Source organism: Microbulbifer maximicatervae (SeqCode), from assembly GCF_052467615.1.
This window is the reverse complement of the sequence record NZ_CP174319.1, coordinates 1,134,795-1,153,978: the sequence shown is the minus strand read 5'-3', so window position 1 is coordinate 1,153,978 and position 19,184 is coordinate 1,134,795. Positions and strand designations below refer to the sequence as shown.

At 52.6% G+C, this 19,184-nt stretch carries 1 protein-coding gene; it reads right to left on the bottom strand.

What is annotated here, in order from left to right:
• Positions 1 to 6: 6 nt before the first annotated feature.
• Positions 7 to 19,095, bottom strand: a complete 19,089-nt coding sequence (locus tag ACJJIM_RS05230) for a CARDB domain-containing protein (RefSeq protein WP_444912598.1) — start codon at positions 19,093 to 19,095, stop codon at positions 7 to 9.
• Positions 19,096 to 19,184 lie beyond the last annotated feature (89 nt).

The following is a 19,184-nucleotide window of genomic DNA, read 5'->3' as shown; positions in this document are numbered from 1 at the left end:
CCCAATTCACTCCCAGAAACCCAAGGTATGTCCCGAATCACCATCACGGTGCCATTTCCAGGGATGGCCCGGGGGTACAGGGCCAGCCACGTATGGTAGACGGGTCCAAGCGGCCTGATAAACCTTCAGTAATTCACCGAGTCGCCGGTCCAATTCTTCGCTATTTAAAACGTCCGCGATCGCAATAGCACCCAGAAGCCAATGTACAGCCCTTCCGGCATCACTCTTCTCTTGCAAGTCGATACTTAGCGCCACTTTGACCTTAGCAATCGCAATATTTCTGTATAAGCGCTTAATTCCATAAGCTTCAAATGACTCAAGATAATGAATCAGCTCATTACCGAGCTCAACGGACGATTGCTGAACCTCGAACTCAATCCCCGCTGTATCGCTGGGAGGCAGACTGAAATCACTGCCAGCTATAGCACGTCCATTAAGCTGATATTTTCCTGCCTCATTCGTCAGACCAACAAAACCGGAGAATTGGGTTTCGCTGGAGCCCTCCAGGTAACGCAACCACCTCGCGGTTTCATCAGAAATCTCCCCGTCGTCGCCAAGGTCGGTCCAAAGGCCATCACCGAGCAAATCGACTTCGAGGGCAACATGCATAGACGACGAAACCTCAGAAACCGTCCATTTGGATTCCACGATTCCACCAGGTACCAGAGAGGCTTCGGCCGGCATCGTATATTCAACCGCTTCCCCGATAAATGCCTTCACTACATCTTCAGGCAAGGCCGCAGGGTTGAAAGGCACCAGTGCTACCTTGCCCTCCGCATACTGGTTGAAGATTACTCCCGGTACCGATTTACAGCCCCCACCAGATCCACAACCATATCTAAGACGACCTCTCCCCATCCCTCTGAGCGGCACATATTGCAAGCCTTTTGTATAGGATGGGCTCCAGTTGCCGGACAGAGAACCGAAGTCACCATCCAGTTCAACAGCATCCACTTCTTCCAGCGAGCCTTTGAGGTACCCTCCAAACAACTTATTCCAGCGCCTCACAAAACCTGGATGCGTCGAAACAACAGTAAGTCCGGTGCCCGCAGCTACTGCACCACGCACTTCCAGGTAGATCTCTCCGCTTAGGGCCAGGCCAAGGCCCAATTCCACGTGCGGAGCCCCAACGAGAATGCTGCCAAATTGTTGGCTTCTCAATTTTGTAAGGAACTCGGGCGCACTGCGGACTACCACATACTCGAAGCCGGCTTCATCAAGAGCAACTGCTACCAGTGTGTTTAGTGCTTCGATATCGTGACCGTAATGTGCATAGTGTGGATCGTGACCACCGTGCCCCCCTCCTACACAAGAAGGATGCTTGTGAATATCCCTCTCAGGGAGCCAGACCAGTACTCGTTTGCCCGTAACCAACTGGGCAGAGAGGGAAAGATCGGCTGTCGGCGCATAGGTTAAGGTGTAATCCGTAGTCTCACTCCGGTTGCCCGCATGATCCTCCGCCCAAAGGCTGAAGGCATTGGCACCGGTAGCGAGTGAAACACCAGCGAACTCGAATACGCCTTGCGTATCAGCGTGGGTCACCCGAACCTGCGAACCATCATTGAGTGACACGAGGCTTTCCGCTTCCGCGTTACCATGAAGTGTCGCCACATTAGTGTCCACGGTAGCGCCACTCAAGGGTTCAACTACAAGCGGCGCTGCCGGCGGAGTCAGGTCAAGCGTGAATTGCCATGAAACCTGACTCAGGTTCCCTGCAACATCAACTGCAGTGGCCTCCAGCAGGTAACTGCCTTCTGCTGCAACCTCACTGCCTGACACAAACGGCTGGCCGTTCAAACTGAGGTCTAATGTTGCTCCCCCCTCATCGGTGACCGTTACTATCGGTGTGACCGCAGTATTGTAGGAAGCCCCGTCAGTAATACCCTCGACAAAGATCTGCGCCGGGGTGGTGTCCATTTGGAATAGCACGATCCGACTGACAAAGTTGTCGGCCATATCCCGCGCAGTGATTTCCAACTGGTACTCGCCATCCTCTTCCAGCGTAGAGCCGGAGGAGAAACTAGTACCGTTCAACATCACACTGGTTTCCACTAAATGCAAATCAGTGACTTGCACCTCAGGGGAGACTGCCGTGCTGTACACCACACCATCCTCCACACCGTTCACCACAATTGTCGGGCTGGTGTTGTCGACGGTGAAGGTAGAACTAAGTGCGTCACTGAGGTTACCCAACTCATCTGCGGCCTTGGCCTGCAGACCGTAGTCGCCATCTGGCAGGCCACCCATGGGGGCCAAATATTCACTGGCCAAGGTCTCGCTCTTTTCGACTTCTTTCCAGTCGCCGTCATTCAGGCTAGCTTCAACCAGCTCGACACTGGAAACACTGTCAGCAGCATGCAGGCGCACATAGTTCGCCACACCTTTCACCACAGCCCCATCTTGCGGATAAACCAGGGAGATTTCTGGCGGTTCACCGTCGACAACACTTACTGCAGCACGAGCAAGCTCTGAGCTATAGGTTATGCCCTCGTAGACAAATGTGGCTTTCAACACAACCTGGTAATTACCAATAGTCTGATCGCCAGATAGGCTGGCCAGGCTATTGATCACCGAGCCTTTATCAACGTTGAATACCGCTGCGGCCATGTCGACGACACTTCCATCCGCGACACTCGTCAACTCAACTTGGATACTGGCACCAGAGGCACCACTATTAGAGGCGTTGCTGACAGTGTATCCCACTTCGATCGCATCCCTCTGAGGCACCGTTGTCGCGTGCAGTTCCAGCGCACCCTCAAGCACCGGCGCCGCCGCCCGCACGGCGAACTGGGTTTGTGCTTGCGATACCACTTGAGATGCCTCCACCAAGGCAAGTGTCGCAGTGTAGGTACCGGCGGACGCCCCATCTACAGCCCAGTCCACACTGGACACAGACTGTCCGGCCGGCATGATCTCTCCTACTTCGCGATCGCGGGCAAACACCTGCGCACCAGAGGGATCAGTCACAGAAATCTGCAACATACCGCCACCAAACGCCTGATTGGTACCAATATTCTGGAGCACCGAGTTCAGCCGTACGGATTCATCCGGTCGGTAGCTGCTCGCCCCACTGGAGATTCCAGCGACTATTTCCGTGTCCGGGAGAATCTCAAATGCGATCTCACGACTAACAGCGATCCCAGCTTCAGACACTAAGGAAGCCAGCAGCTTGTAGTCGCCAGCCCAGGTAGTGCCCGTATTCCAGGTAAACTCCTGCTCTACCCTACTGCCATAAGCCAATCCACCCAGCTGTTCAAAGTACAAAGTGGATACTGTGTTACCTGAGGCATCAACCACCGAAACACTGAGATCCCCCTCTAGCACAGCACCACCATTGGTCAGCGTTACACGCCCGCTAACCGGCGTATCTGCGCTGAATCGGTATGGAGTGGACCCAGATCCGTAGAACTCCAATTCCAATAAGGGAGCGGCTTCCATAAGTACATCGACGGTCGCCAGCGAGGTATTATTGGATTCAGATATTTCATCAATTGCGAAATCCGGATCAATCTTGGCTACCAATTGGTAGCGGCCGGCTTCTTCCGGTTGCCAATAAAGCGACGAAGAAATTGATGCGCCTGCAGGTAGCGGCGCTACAGCCACATTGCCAACCGCCTCGACCCTGCCATCCTCATAGACCGCCGAAACATCCACTCTCGTACCCAAAGAGCCGGCGCTTCCAATATTTCCAATCTCAATTGCCAGTGATGTATCGGCTCCAATTGGGAGAATTACGGGAGACGGTTCAATGGTGACGCTCAGGTCTGCAGATTTCTGACCGAGGCGATTAATCACCAGAGGATCACTGTCCAACGACAGATTTCCTACCGGATCCATTGCAAAGGCTGTAAACAAATTCTCGCCAAACTGCAGCGGAACACTACTGAAGTTAAAGATTCCCGATTCCGGTATCAAATGAGAGCCGACGGGTGATTTATTGCAAAGCCCACCAATGCTGGTCCAAAAACAATCAGACTCAAGCTGAGTAACTTCTGCGGTCTCAATATCATACAGAACATAAATCTCCTGCCCTGAGGTGATCAAGGAGGGAACCTCAATCACGGCCTTGCTTCCATCCAAGGAAACCGACTGCGGTGTGGCGTAGAGATATTCAGGTAATAGTTGAACGACCGACTTATCAACCGTATCGACAAGATAAGTCTCATCCCTGCCCGAAGTAAGATTTCTAGAACTAACGAGAACCTTTCTCCCATCCTGACTCTGCCCAGAACCGCTCAGCACCGATGCAGAATCAGAGTCCGGGATATCGGCAATATAAGTGTTTTCTTCCGTTCGCAGTTCATAGGAGTAAAGGCGCCATACTTCATCAGAGCCGTCCTCTTCCTTCGCAGTGTACGCAATCCTCTCGCCGTCAGCAGAGATCGAAAAACTCCTAGGGGAAAGCAGGGGCAAGTTTACCCACGAAAAATCTTCAAGTGACAACAAGCCATAATTGCCAAACCAACCGCGGGCAACAACAGCATTCTCGCTGGGAACAAATCCTTCGATATCAACCGCATCGTCGAGAACACCATTAGTTATCTCAGTGATCTGGCCGGTTTGTATATCCCACTGGTAAATCGCGGGTGAATCGTACTCAGCGATATACAGAGAGTCGCCAGCCAGAACTGCTTTTCTGACATATGGATCTATGGCTACTTCGTAAAGTGCATCCATATCCATCTGGACCCATTCCCCATCAGAGAAAACAAGCAGTCCATCATAAAAAGATGATCCGCTTTGTCCCCATACTTGTCCCCATACTAAAACTCCTCCATCAAACCCTCTGATCACCTCATCAATATCGGCAAATGGCAAATCCGTGGATCCATCCAAGGCACTGGCGTTTACAGTTGAAATAACCTCGCCATCCTTCATCAGGAAAACTTCGGCACCCACTTCAGCCAGTCCTGTAACTCCAATATTTCGGCTCACAAGATTGTGATCAAGTGCAGTGCTCGGCATTTGGATCGCCGTATCAGAAATTTGGGTATCGCGAGAGGTCACCTCTACCTCAGCGGACTGCAGCCCCAAATTCTCAAAAGAATCGACCGCTCTAACCACGTAATAGTAGGTAACCTCATTCGCAACATCCCTATCGACGTAGGAAAGGCCTGAAACCGATGCCAACTCAGCATAATCCCTACCGGCAGTCAGTGAACGGTATAGCTTGTATTCAATAGGGGCTGTTTCCGGAGCGGGTAACCACGTCAGGCCGATGTAACCTGTGGTCTCATCATTCTGTGCCTGCAGCGCAACAGGGGCTCCAATAGGAGCAACGTTAATGACGAGGTCTACTTCATTGGAAGCACTGCTCTCGTTCCCGGCAGTATCTTTGGCAAATACCCGGTAACGATAGGTACCATTGCTGAGTCCAGGGTCTGAGAAGGCGAGGATATCGCTAGTAACGGTGCCAATCAGCACACCGTCGCGCTCAATCATGTAGCTCTGGACATCAGTGGACAAGCTCGCAGACCAACTCAACTCGGCAGTGCTTTCATTGTCCACGCCAGCAAGTACCACAGCCTCTGGGGCCACCACGTCACCGACAGCAACCTCCGCCGCTTCGGAAAGAGGACCTGAAATACCCCAAGTATTAACAGCGGAAACTTGATAAGAAAAATAGCCATTGCTTACATCGTCATCGACCTCTTCAACTCCCGCAACCGTTGGCAACGCATAAAAGTTGATGTCATCCAGACGAATTTTTCCGTAACGACTATATCCTACGGGTTCCTTGAACCGAATCTGGATCTTGTCGGTCAGGTAGGGGTGTTGCAAGGCAACACTATCTGTAGAACTACTTCTGGTATCTGTAAATTGTCTGAGTAATGCCCAGTCATTTCCATCCCATCCATAGATGTCATATTGAGAAGCTTGATAGTAAGAGGAAGATGAATACCAGCGAATATCCAACTGCGTTAACAGGTGCCGCCCAGAGAATTCCAACTCCAGAGTGACCGGTAAATTTGTTGGTCGCCAGTAGGACGAATTATCGTTAATTGCCTTCAAGGGGGAATAGGAACTGTAATAGCTGTTCGGCTCCGCTGTCACATTGTCTACGGCAGGTTCATAAACCTGACTAATAGCTTCCCCATCTTTATAAACCCGGTAACCGAAAATCTCTTCCTCGGCAGGATTCTGCTGCCAACTGATATCAACAAGAGATTCGAGTACATTTTCTGTAGCGGCCACATCCTGTACAGCCGAGGGCGAAGGCGCACGGAAAATTGCACGTTCGACTAATTTACTCCTGTTACCGGAGCTCGCGACAGCCACGAACCGCAACCTATTGTCTCCAGCATCAAGAACAAGGCCCGTGAAATCTACGTACCCAGTATCACCGGTCGCCGCAACAGCAAGCGCAACCCAATCAGCCCCGTCGAACTTCTCAGCAATCAAATCATGATTAGGTAGGGTCTCCACATTGACTGTAATTTCCGCTTCCGCCGTCGGCGTCCAGGGGTAACTTACAACTGGAGTAAAGACCGTCGCCTGGACTTCCGGGCTCGGATCAGCTTGGTTCCCAGCCATATCAACTGCAACAATCGTATACAGGTATTCGCTGTCTGCTACGTCTTGATCCAGGTACTGGAGACCTTCAATCGGTGTGGGGGTCAATTGCGTCTGGCTACTTCCCCTGTGTCGATAGACAAGGTATCCCGCCAGATCCTCATCAGTTACTTCAGACCAACTTAGCGAGACCTGTCCCCCATCTACTGATAGGTCCAGGTCAGCTACTTGTGCCGGCGCCACCAGGTCAGCCTTGATCACCGATTGAACTGCAGGATTGGTATCCGTGTTGTTGTTGGTATCCGTGGCCACGGCGCGCAGCTCATAGTTACCGTAGGGGAGTGCGGAAGTATCCCAACTTTGGGTGAACGGCTCGCGCGCATCCACTGCAAGTTGTTGCCATGTGGTCTCACCGCTGGCGCGATACTCGAAGCTTACCTGGGCCACATCGTTAGCATTGACCTCTGCAGATACTTCAGCCGCGAACTCAATTTTCGCATTTGCCTCGGGTGTAGTGATCACGGCCTGCGGAGCACCCAATTCAATACTTGCCGTTGCAAGGTTGGACGCGTCACTAACATTTCCAGCCAAGTCGATAGCGTATACAAGATAATTGTAATTCCCATCGACCAAATCGGATTGGCTTGCAGAGGTCCCTTCCTGCGCATAAGGCAACAGGCCATCCAGAACAACTTCCGACACTCCCACCAGCTGGTCGTCCTTGAACAAAACGTATCCAGCGAGATCATCAATACCGGTTACCGGGTTCCAGGTAAGGTCTACTTGGTTTCCGCTCACGGAAGCAACCAGGTTTTCCGGAGCAGGAGGCGGCAGATTATCTGGATAAACCAGTATCTCGACACTACCCACATTCTCATTCAGATCTTCTGCTTCCAGCCGCAGCCTATAACCGCTGGGATCGTTTGCAGCCAGAGTGTCCCACTGAGCCAACTCCTGCCCCTGCAGAGCCAGCGAGGATTCAATTAGCAGCGTGCTATTGCCCTGTATATCTTCAACATACAGACGATAAGTCTTGAAATCCGACTCACTGTGCGCAGTTCCGATAATATCAACAAGCCCGGATACCACGCTTTCTGTTGCGGGTGAGATGATCCGCACATCGGGCGGTGTCAGGTCGAGAACCACATCAATGGTGTTCGACGGTTCACTCTCATTACCGGCATTGTCGACAGCGACTACGTGGTACCGGTATTCACCTTCAAGAAGCCCGGTATCTGCATACACAGTTTCTGTTAAAAGCTGTGAGGTAATTTCCTGGCCATTCCTGTAAACCAGATAACCGGCCAGGTCCTCATCATCAACCGACGCCCAAGTGATATCGGAGCGGCTTTCATCCTTTGCAATGGAAACCTCTTCAAGCAGCGGGACTTGAGGTGCGGTCGTATCAAGGACGTACGGCCTTACTGTTCGGGTTTGGTTACCGGCTTTATCGAGGCTGTCGAGTTTTACCGTGTAGATACCATCAGCCGGAAGTTCGGCCCAGTGCCCCAGGGAGGCTCCCGAAATACTGGCTGTTCCCAGCGATTGAATCCGGAATGCGGAATCCTCAACATTCTCCACCCGGCCCGGGGCAATGGATACTTCAAACTGCTTGAGATTGGTATCAGCAACAGAACCGACAAAACCAGACTCGCTGCTGTAATACCCAAGCTCTTCCGGCAGACTGAACTCTGCTAGTGGAGCGGTGTTATCGATTTCGATACTAAGTTCTGTTGTGGATTCATTACCGGCGAAGTCCACGGCCAAAAGCACGAGACGGTATTTGCCGTCCAACACCTGCCCGGTCCGCCATTCCAGTAGCGTGCCATCTATATCCGCACTACCCTGTAAGAGTTCTGTGTCGGAGCTCTGCTCGTCCACCAGCGTTAGCGTATAGGACTCCAAATAGTGGTCCTGTACCGAGCCTACAACCTCCTGATCGCCGCTCAGGTAGCTACCTTCAATAATGCTATCAATCCTGGTAGCCGGTGCCGTCTGATCAATCACCAGACGGGTGGTATCCAGAATATGATTGCCGGCTTTATCGGTGACTACCGTTTTCAACCAGTAGTCGCCCTCTTCCGACAAGACATTCGAGCCGCTATCGATCAGCACTGAAGACGCAACAGGAAACTCACCTGATGCCACGATCTCTCCTGCTACAGCCGGATCTTCCGCAATGGATATGGCATAACTCTCCAGATTAGAGTCATTGATACTGCCAATAAGGCTGCCACCGATACCGACCCAAGCAATATTCTCTTTAAGCCCCTCAAGCGCCATTGAGGGCTGCAAATTATCCAGCACGACGGAACCTCGTTCCTCCTGCTGTAGCCCTGCAGTGGCTTGGCTTTCGACAGACAATACCAGCTCATACTGGCCATCCGGCTGCACAGCAGAATCTATACGACCGTCCCACTTGATGGTTCTGATACCCTTGTCGAAGGCTACTGCATCGACAACCGTCGTGCCGCCAACAGCCAGTGTAGCCACGACAGGTTGTTCAAAGTGCACCCGCACACCGGAGAAATCCTTGACTCCATCCTCATTGGGCGAGAAGAAGGGCTCTATAACTTCGAACTCAGATATCAGATCTGTACGCTCCGGAATATTGAAGACGTAGAGAACCTCCGATACATGGCCAACAATATCGGTAGCCACGATGCGGAATTCAATATCGCCAATTAGTCCAAAGGTATTCCAATTTGCTGCAAGAACCCCGGCGTTGACCGATCTAGAGGAAGAGGCAATTTGTAAATAGCCGTTTTCCATAGGATCACGATACTCGACCGTGTATACCGCCATGTTCTTATCGACTGCAGTTCCCAATACATCGACGACCAGCCCTATCAGGTCACCAGCTGTCGGATAACTCAGGCTTACCAAAGGCGCAGTGTTATCAATTTCTATCGCATACTCAGCTTTACGGCTATTACCACAGGCATCAGTTACACGCAGGCGCAACAGGTAGAGCCCATCTGCAAGCGGCTCACCACTCAGGCCTCGTCCATCGAACACAAGGGCTGTTTCCCCTGCGAGCGCAGAACGGTTTTGCACTGGTGTAGCGACCAGATCACCGAGCAATAAAATTTGCGGTGACTGCTCTGATGCGGAAACGAGAGAATACACCTCCAGGTCTGCCTCTACGGCCTCGCCAACTGAGAATTCGGTATAAATTTCCGAGAACTCACTGCCCAGAAGGGGCGCAAAAGCCGGAACCGCGGGAAGTGCCTGATCGGCATAAAAATACGAGCCCGAAGTGTTAGCACCGCCGGTAACCTTTGAAGAGAATCCGACCACATCGGCATCTACCTCAATCTCTACGGAACGGCAGGCACGGATTCCACTCCAGTCATAAGCGGAATACTGGAATTCCAGCGTACCTGTATGTTTTGTCGGCAATACGCCGAGCGAGCCGAATGCGGAATAGGTGCCCGCGTCACCAAAGCGGATAGGAACGTTGGCGTTATAAGCTGAAGGCCAGGGGGGCTCTACGCTACACCGTTCCTCCCCAATAGCGGTAGTCGGGGTGCCCGAAAAAGATTCGCCGCAGGTAAACACTTGCTGAGCGATTCCATCAATCTCGGCATGGATAGCGGTCGGGATATTGCCATTGATTAACTTACTTGCCCCATCCGCACGCACAAGATCGGAAGCGGCAACACCGTAGTAGGTCAGTGGTGTTTCACTCGAAATACGCCCCGACACAGGGACAATATTGGCCTCTTCATCGTAAAGGGGTACCTGGACCGCGCAGACCTGCTCTCCCGCCAGCGGACTATCGATTTCAATAACAGGTGCGGTCTTGTCGATATAAGCAGTCAGTTCTGTCTGGTAGTGCTTTCCTCGCGTATCGACATATTCGATTCGGAACTCCTCTTCCCCGCTAATGAAATCACTGGTGTCGAGCGCAAATTCGTAGCTCTCACCGAGAGCCGGCTCGTTCACATTGTATAGCACATCAGTCCATTCCCCAGTGATTTCATCTCGCCTGGCGATAGACAGGGACACGAATTCGACTTCTTCGAGCAAGGCGCTCACAAGCGGGCCCGGCCATTCTGAGATGCTGTCCGCAGTCACCTTGAATTGCAGAATATTGGCCAACGGCATATCGCAATCCTCAGCAAGCTGGGGCTCCACCGTCGCATACACTTCTACGCAGGGGACATCTAAAACTTCCGTTAGAGTGGCGCGAATTTCATCGGATTCGTCAACCGATGTTTGAGGATCGTCCGGGTTATAGACTCTGGCTGTCAGGTTATAGCTCTGACACTCTTGAAGCACAGAGGCATCCAGCGCATAGGCATATCCCTCATGCCCATCCGGGAAGGTAAAGGGCAGCGCGGTATGGCCGGTGATTTGCGCACTGGAAACAAAGATTTCCGGCGCATTCTCCGCGCTTGCGAACAATTCAATCTTGCCGATCTCATCCCGTGATTGGGTCGAAACCAGTACGGCATACTTTTCATACTCGGCCGGGATAGCGGCAATCCACAGGTGATCGTGCCAACCGGTGTATGCCGGTAGACGCTGTATCTCTTCGAGGCTCGGCTCCACCTGGTTATAGAAGTCCACTGCCGGCAAGCGGCGCGCAGGCCGGCTAACGCCCGCGCTCACATCTATGTCAGTACTCGACCAGCCATCGCCAATAACCTCAATTTCGGTGATACCGTAAGTTGCCACCTGCCCCGCAATCCCGATCTGGTTGGAGACAAATTCATTGCCACCCATATCCTTGATGCGAACAGACAGCCGGAAGTTGCGCCCATCGCCCAAATCAATGTCCGTTGGATCCCACACTATGTGGAACTCCGCTTTGGACGAGGCGTATGCGGTATCCGGCGCAGCATAGGCCATACAATCTCCAGACTCTGCATTGCAGTCTGTCGCACTAACTAGAAATGCCTCCACAGGTGTAACAATCGTTGGATTACCGACTAGAATGCCCTGATCATCGGTTTCATCCAGTAGGACATCTATAGAAGCAACGGGGCTTTGCAGGGTTGATACCAGCTTGATCAAGGCAGGTGCAATATCCGGCAAGGATGGCTCCAGCCGGCGATCCAGACCCGTATCGAGAATTGCGGAGCCAAGAGGCTTCAACCGCATCAGGTCACCGGATACGGCCGCTTGGTATTCCACTGGCTCCAGCTCGGCTCCAGTGATATAGAGCTTGTTTTTCTTTAGCGATTGCGGAATGGGCAGGGTACTGGTATTCCCAGCATAATCAGCCACTACAAAACGGTAGTCGCCTCCTTTTAGCTCCCCAGTCGTCCGCTCCTGATCTTCAATGCGTGGCAATAGAATCGAAGGCTCCTGGTAACTGATCTCCACCGGCAGCTCAATCCAGTGGGTATCACCATTTGCCCTGTACTCAAGGCGCTGACTTTCAATACCGAAGTTGTCATACAAACTGGCGGCGATATTCCTGTCGAGCGCAACTTTACAAAGAAGATCCTGGCTCTCGCCGTAGTTGGGAACACAGGTAGGCTCGCCTTCCACCCAGACCGGCTGCGGCACCAGCAGATCCGCCACCAGTGAATCGATAACTGGCAGAGTATTATCGAGGACAAAGCGGTACTCAAATTTCTGAACCCTGAAAAAGTACTCGCCCTCGGCAACAGCCTGGCCGGCATCGTTGCGGCCGTCCCAGTAAATGACTTCCTCGGCACCAATATCGGTGTAAGACTGCTCAAACCTGCGCACCGTGTTGCGGTTTGCATCGAGTACTTCAACCAGCAGGTTCACGGGCTCGGCAACAGTGAAATTCAGTTCCACAGTATCCTGCTTGCCGTCGCCGTTCGGCGAGAAATAGGCGGGCTGGCGGAAGACGTTGCGGATACTCGCCGACTCAGCAACAGTAACCGACTTGATTTCCCGGCGAGAGTTGCCGGCCAGATCGTTGACGGTCAAGCGAATATTGTAGCGTCCGATCTCTGGAGCTACCCAGGTCGTGAACTTGCCATCGATCACTGGTATGCCTGAAGCGGGGGCAAGTTGCTGCCAGTTGTCCGGGCTCTCCTCGGTCGAATATTCCAAGGTGTAATTAGCAAAATTCTTGTCGACAGCGGAGCCGCGCAAAACCACGCCTCCCTCCTCACTCGTGCGAATTGCAATCAGGTCAGCAGCACCATTTAAAAGTGATTTAAACTGCTTAAACCCGAGTCCCTCATCCCATTGGGTTAACTCGCTATCCCCAATACAACCATCACTTTTCCATGAATACATGGACAGCAATCTACCCGTATCAGAAACTGATGGGGCGTGCTTAGCGCCGAGAAATTGATGATCGGAAAATACGTATCGGCTCTCGAGTGGCTGATCAAAATTAATAAGGTTCAGGCCCGAATCAGAGTATGGATGATATCCCCCCAATAATACTTCACGTGCCCCTGGCAACCACTCCAATGTGCTGTGCAAGACGTTAGAAGTCCACTCATCCAGATCTACAAGATTCCACATAAAAACGGGCATTTCCTCATCAAAGAAAAAGCCATTTTCAGCGCGCTGTAAATTTAACCAATCAAGGTATTGATCCTGATCAACCTCAGCCGCAGAGCCGAATGCATGTATTCGGTACTGAATAACTTCACCCGAATCTTTTCCGATTTCCTTAAGTGGAATATCAAATTCGTAGTAATGATGCTCCCAAGGAGCGTTTTCCGTTTGGATAAAACTAACCGCACCCCAGGTACTATCGAGCCCATTGATAACAAAGCTTTTCCAGCCGTTATCGGTCAACACCTCAACGCTGGCCCAATCATCAATCCCATCAGTGTTGTCAACCGTAAAGTCCACAGCCACCTTTAGAGATTGATGATCCGAGCCAATGTAACCGTATACCACCTCACTAGGATGCCCCGTGTGTGGCCGTGTCAAGTTCGTAAATGCCGGCTCACCGAGATTGTCCTGGGAATCCATCATCCCATCGACAGAAATATTGGCTCCACTTCCCAGCAGAAATTCGTAATAGTCTTTTTTATTCGGATAAGAGAAATGCACCAAAGGCAGTTTGGACGGCGATGATTCTCTCGCAGTAAATACCAGACTATCCAATTTGGAGTCTGAAGCCAGGTTCCAGGTGAACTCTACAGTTTGATTCCACACATCTGCCCAACGGTTATCCGCTGCCGCAACCAGCTCTGTCAGATCATGGCCCGTCTGTTCAGAAATCACAGTATCTGGAGCACGATTCACCCCATCCACCACTAGAGCTACCTTTTCAATTTGAGCCTCTTCATGGCCGATTTGCTGAATCTTGATTCTTACCTGAAGATCTTCACCTATATTGTCCTGATTTACCGGGACCACGGCGGTGCGCATATTCGCACCCAAGTGTTTTTCGGCAATATGCTGCCAATTTTCACCATCCCATACGCTGACATGAAAGGATTGAGGCTCACACTCCCAACCGGTACAAAGCAGGAACGGCAATGGAGCGGCCTTAGCTTTTTTCTCCACATTTCCCGTTTTTATATCCACCACATAAAGGCCGCCGATATCGGTGTAATCCGGCCCGGACAACGTATAATAAGTGTACTTAGCTTCCTCACTGTAAATATCACGAGCCACATCCATCGCCAGAAGAAATCTGGCATGATCTTCTATAACAACTGCAAACTCATTGCCTTCAGGGCTCCACTCTACGGCCCGAAAAATACCCCAGTATTTGTGCTGATACATCGCACTCAAGGTATTGAGGTAATCGTTGCGCACCTGCTCAGGTAGTGAATACTCCTGGATCAGCAGGCCATTCTTGTCGAGAAGCTGAACTCCACGGCTTATATGCTGAACCACTGCTAGCCTATTTCCATCCGGGGACCAGCTTGCAAGTGAGGCATCCCCCAAGCCGGTTATCGAATTTGAACTCAGGTCTACCAGATAAGTTTCCGGCCGAGACTGGGGATAGAAATCCTCAACGTCCCAACTGTCTGCCTCCTCATAATTACCTCTTTTTCTTGCCAATATCCTATCAGCGCTTTTATTGGCCTCCAGGCTCAGAGCATTGGATTCCTCATCTGCCGGAATAGCACCTATTAGCTGACTGGTGAAGAGCGGATCTTTCAGATCAATACGGTGAATCTCATAGCCAGATCGATTATAAGAGTAGCCATTTGCCTTTACATAAACGATCTCGTCACTTCCATTAGCAAAAACTGCATCACCGATATGAGGTCCATACCTCTCTCCGGAAAACTCATTGATCAAATTGAGGTCGCTTCCGTCGATATTGGATAGGTACAAACGGGAAAGGTAATCACCATCGACATAAGTAAGAGTCGAGACAAGCAGTTTCTTACCATCAGGTGAAGGCATCAAGTTGACAATATCGCGACTGTCAATTTCTTCAAAAGAGATTATTTCCAGAACTTGTGTTCCATCACTTAGCGCTCTATAGATCCCAGATGGATACTTAACATATTCATCGGTGTCATACGTCTGACCGTCAACAGAGTAAGGCTCTAAGTAAGTTGAGAAATATACAAATTGATCGTCATTGCTATACGCAAGGCCGTCACGGAAGGCAGATATAGAAGGCTCTCCTCCGCCATTTGAAAACCGGGAAAAATTGGGTTGCTGAGTTGTACCAATACGACATGAAAGGTCGCGCTCCAATCCATAGGGAGTGTCAATTGCCTCTGTCAGCGACGAACGGTTGGTGTCAAGCACGACTGAAGTCTCGCCGAGGATATCTCCCTGTGAACTTCTCACCATAAACCGGTAGACACCATCGGCCGCAACCGCACCACTGTCACGTCGTCCATCCCAGCTTACATTGCCGGCACTAACCGCTTCGGAAAAGGGCTCTGTCCAAGAACGGGCAACACGCTCGTATTTGTCCTGCAATTCTACGTAGACATTCTCGCTGGTCTGAAGATTGAAATAGAATTCGGTGGAGTCCTGAATGCCATTGCCGTCCGGAGAGATATACTTTTCGGAAACGTAGAAATTGCCATCCTGGATCGAAATCTGACGTGTCGCCTCGTTGTTCGCCGTGCTGGACTCGCGAATCGCATTATCCGGGTCGACAACTACCCGCAAGTCTTGTCGACCCTGTGCGTCGAAAGTCACTGGTATTGTGGCAACGGACGCGCCGTTGCCGGCAATCTGGGATAGGGTCGTGGTGCCCACTAAGGCACCCTCTTTGTAGAGCTCCACCTCAACCGTTTCGGCCGCTAGGTTGCCCTGGTTGACGACGGAAATATTTACATCCACGGTATCGTTCAACTTGGGAAACACCGGGTCGAGCACGATATCGCTGCTACTTACAAGCAGGTCTGGCAAACTTTTTACTGGCAGTTTCAGAAACGCCAGATTGTCACCAATGCCCAGCTCATCAATTTTGTTATCCGGGTCCACCTGTATGTAAATGACTCGATCCGCGCTTGTCGGTATTTCCGCCCACACGAACTCTACAGGCACACTTTCCCCGCTAGCGACCGATGGCAGTATTTCTGTCCCGAGCAAAACGCCAGCACTATCTGGGTCGCCATCGTAGAAGGCTACTTCGACCGAGGTAGCGTCTTCGTTGCCGGTATTGCTCACCGAACTACTAATCGAGACACCCTCCCCTTCAAAAGCCGGGCTGGTGCTGAACTGGATATCTTTATAGCTGGTCACCAGGTTGGTGCCCTGTTGAATACCAGTATTAAAAGAGAAGGTTACGCTGTTGTTGCCCTCATCCAGTTCGGGCACATCGTTGGCCGGATCGATTTCAACCACCAGATTCAGAGCGCCGATAGCATCCACGCGCCAGGGGATAGTTTGGCTCGCGGTCTGGCCGGCTTCGATGGCAATGGTACTGGTATAGATCTCTTGCGCGCCGCTGCCCGTGTTCACAAGGTAGCGTACATTGACTGAAGGAGAATCCTGGGTGCCGCGGTTACGGATATCCACCGAGAATTCCGCATCGGTATTGATAAACGGGCTGGCTGGCGCTACGGAAATATCTTCGGCAAAAACAGCCAGGTCCAATGCCGGCTCGGATGTCACCGACACCACTGCCTGGTTATTGCCCTCTTCCTGCTCCGCAAATTCATTGGTCGGATCGACCACCAGGGTATAGGCCTGGGTGCCGGGCGCACTGATGGTGCCGACCAGGTTGACTGCCGCAGAGGTGCGGCCGCCCAAGGTTAACTGCTGGCTGTCCTGCAGTTCTCCGGTGCCGACCTCACCACGCCAAAGCTCCACAGTGACACTAGTCGCCGCCTGAGCGCCCACATTGCGCAATACGGCGGAAACTGCCACTGAGTTCGGCAGCAGCTGTGTCGTTGCCGGAGTAACTGCCAGCGCGCGGGCATCAAGCTCCAATTCCACGCCGTCTACTGGCGCCTGCACAACGACCGATACACCACCGGCATTGTCTGCCTCATTGCGCTCTGCCACAGCAGCATCGTTGTCTACCACCAGGTAGATCTGATGCAAGCCACCGCTCACGCCGCTGGCGTCGGTGGTATCCCAGTAACCGTGCACTTCCCACGAAGATTTGGGGGAGGTGCTACTGAGCGGAATGGGATCGCCCAGGGCAACGCCACCGTTTTCCGGGTCGCCATTGTAAAATTGTGCAGTAACCGGATCGGCCTCCAGTACCGAATCGTTACGCACTACTGCGAGCAGCTCTGCCAGTTCGCCGTCGCGGGGACTCGCAGGTAGGACCTGAACCTGCTCAACCAACAGGTTCGTCATTTCCAGCTGACGGAAACTGCGCGCGGCCATCGCAGACGCGTAAACGCTACCTCCCCAGCTGCCCGCCTCTGTCTGGCGGTCCGCTAGGTACTGCTGTGCCAGCGACAGGTCGAACGAAGCCTGCAGTTCCAGCAGGCTGGCAATACGGATCACTTCTGCGGTCAGATGGATGGCACTCTCGCCCGAACCGAAGCCGCCATCGGCGTTCTGTTGCGCTACCAGCCACTCTCCGGCCTGTTGCGCTGCAGTATCCGCTGGGTTGGCTGCCAACAGGGCTTCCGCTACCGATATAGTGGTGGCAGTATCCGCAGCGCCGCCGACCACCGCTGGCCAGCCGCCAGCCGGCAGTTGCGTCGTTTTCAGATAATTAATCGCCTGCAGTACGCCGTCCATATCCCCGTGACGCAAAAGCGCGCGCACAGAAAGTGCCGTATCCAGTGGGTCGCTGCTCAGACCAGCCTTCAGCGGCCACCCCCCATCCGACAGCTGTACGGCCTTCAATTGCTTGAGCAGGCCAGAGGTGAAACTGCCTGTATCTGCCACCAGCAATGCGCGCGCCCAGGAGTCAGTATCAACCAGCGGCTGTGCCTGCAGCCATTCCATCGCTAGTTGCCGGTCGTAGGCCCGGCCGAGGTTTTCCAGGACTTCGATCACCGCTGTGGTATCCCGCAGGCGGGTTGAACTCTTATCCGCCCAGTAGCCCTCAGCAGTCTGCTGCGCATTCAGCCATTCAATACCGGCCTGCACATTGCCTCCGTCTTGGCGGCCGGTTTCAATATCCGCGCCGACTTCTTCGGCGGCGCCAATGTCCGCGTCCTTGCCCTCGGGGAAGATATTGGCAATGCCACGCCCACCCGTCAGGATAGCGAAGCGCTCAGAATAGGCCTTGCCTACCTCGCCGATACGCGTCACATCGATATCCCGCGCTTCTTCCTGAGCATCCACCAGATAGATAAACGCGAAATTGAATTTTTTCTGCGCGTCCGCCACTGCCGGGACCCGCTCTCCTTCAGCGGCGATCACGTCCTGGATGGAGAAGTATTCCCGGGTACCAGTGACGCTGACCCCCTGGCGGGAAATGTCGTAACGCGTATACTCAGTGCCGTCCTGCGGCTGGATCACGTAAAAATCCGGCACTTCCTCCGCCGTGTTGATGCCCATCAGGTAGAGGTCGAGTGGGCTGTAGAAGCGCCGTGCGGCTGTCGCTGTAAAGCTGCCATCGCCATTGTCACGCCAGCGGTGGCCGTACTCCACCGAGGCACCGGAGTCGAGAAAGAAATTCCAGTGGGCGTCATCCTTGCCCAGCAGGACATCGCTGACCTCAGCACCATCTTTCTGGACGTTGATTTTTATCCCCCAGTTGTGCAGCGTCTCGTGAGCAAGAGTCGACAACACATCCTCATACGCAGGCTCTAAAGGATTCAGTTCGTAGCGACTGGCGGCTGCCATATCGATATAACCCCGCAGGCGCCCATCACTACCGTATAGATGGCTGAGGTCAAACTGCGACATGCCGATACCCTGCACGTCGTTGCGAACACCGATATGGAATGCCAGGGCATCTTCAGTTTCATATTCGAATGCGGAGAAAACAACGAGGAAGTCGTAGATATCCGGATGGTGTTCGTAAAACTCCTGCGCGATCACCGCGCGCGCGGACTGATTCAGGGTGCCGTCAGGAAGTTTTTTGTCCAGGTTGCCACTGAAGCGCATCACGGAAATACCGTTGCTGTCCTCAACGAACTCCGCCAGATAGGCCCCCTGGGGAATATCGAAAGGATCGCCTCCTCCCGAAGCTCCGGCCACACCCTGCGCGCTCCAGCACAGGCTGATGGTCGCTAGGGCAGCGCCCAATACTTGGTTACCACGGCTAATCCAATTAGCAAACCCGAACATAGTTTCCCCTAGGTGGCAAGTCTCTTACCGCAATGCAATTCTGTTTTTTGTACGCCGACGCTCTATTTTGTTGCGTCGATTTTTCCCCT

Excerpts from the sequence above, each read along its gene's own strand:
- ACJJIM_RS05230 (WP_444912598.1), bottom strand. The coding sequence starts at position 19,095 with ATGTTCGGGTTTGCTAATTGGATTAGCCGTGGTAACCAAGTATTGGGC.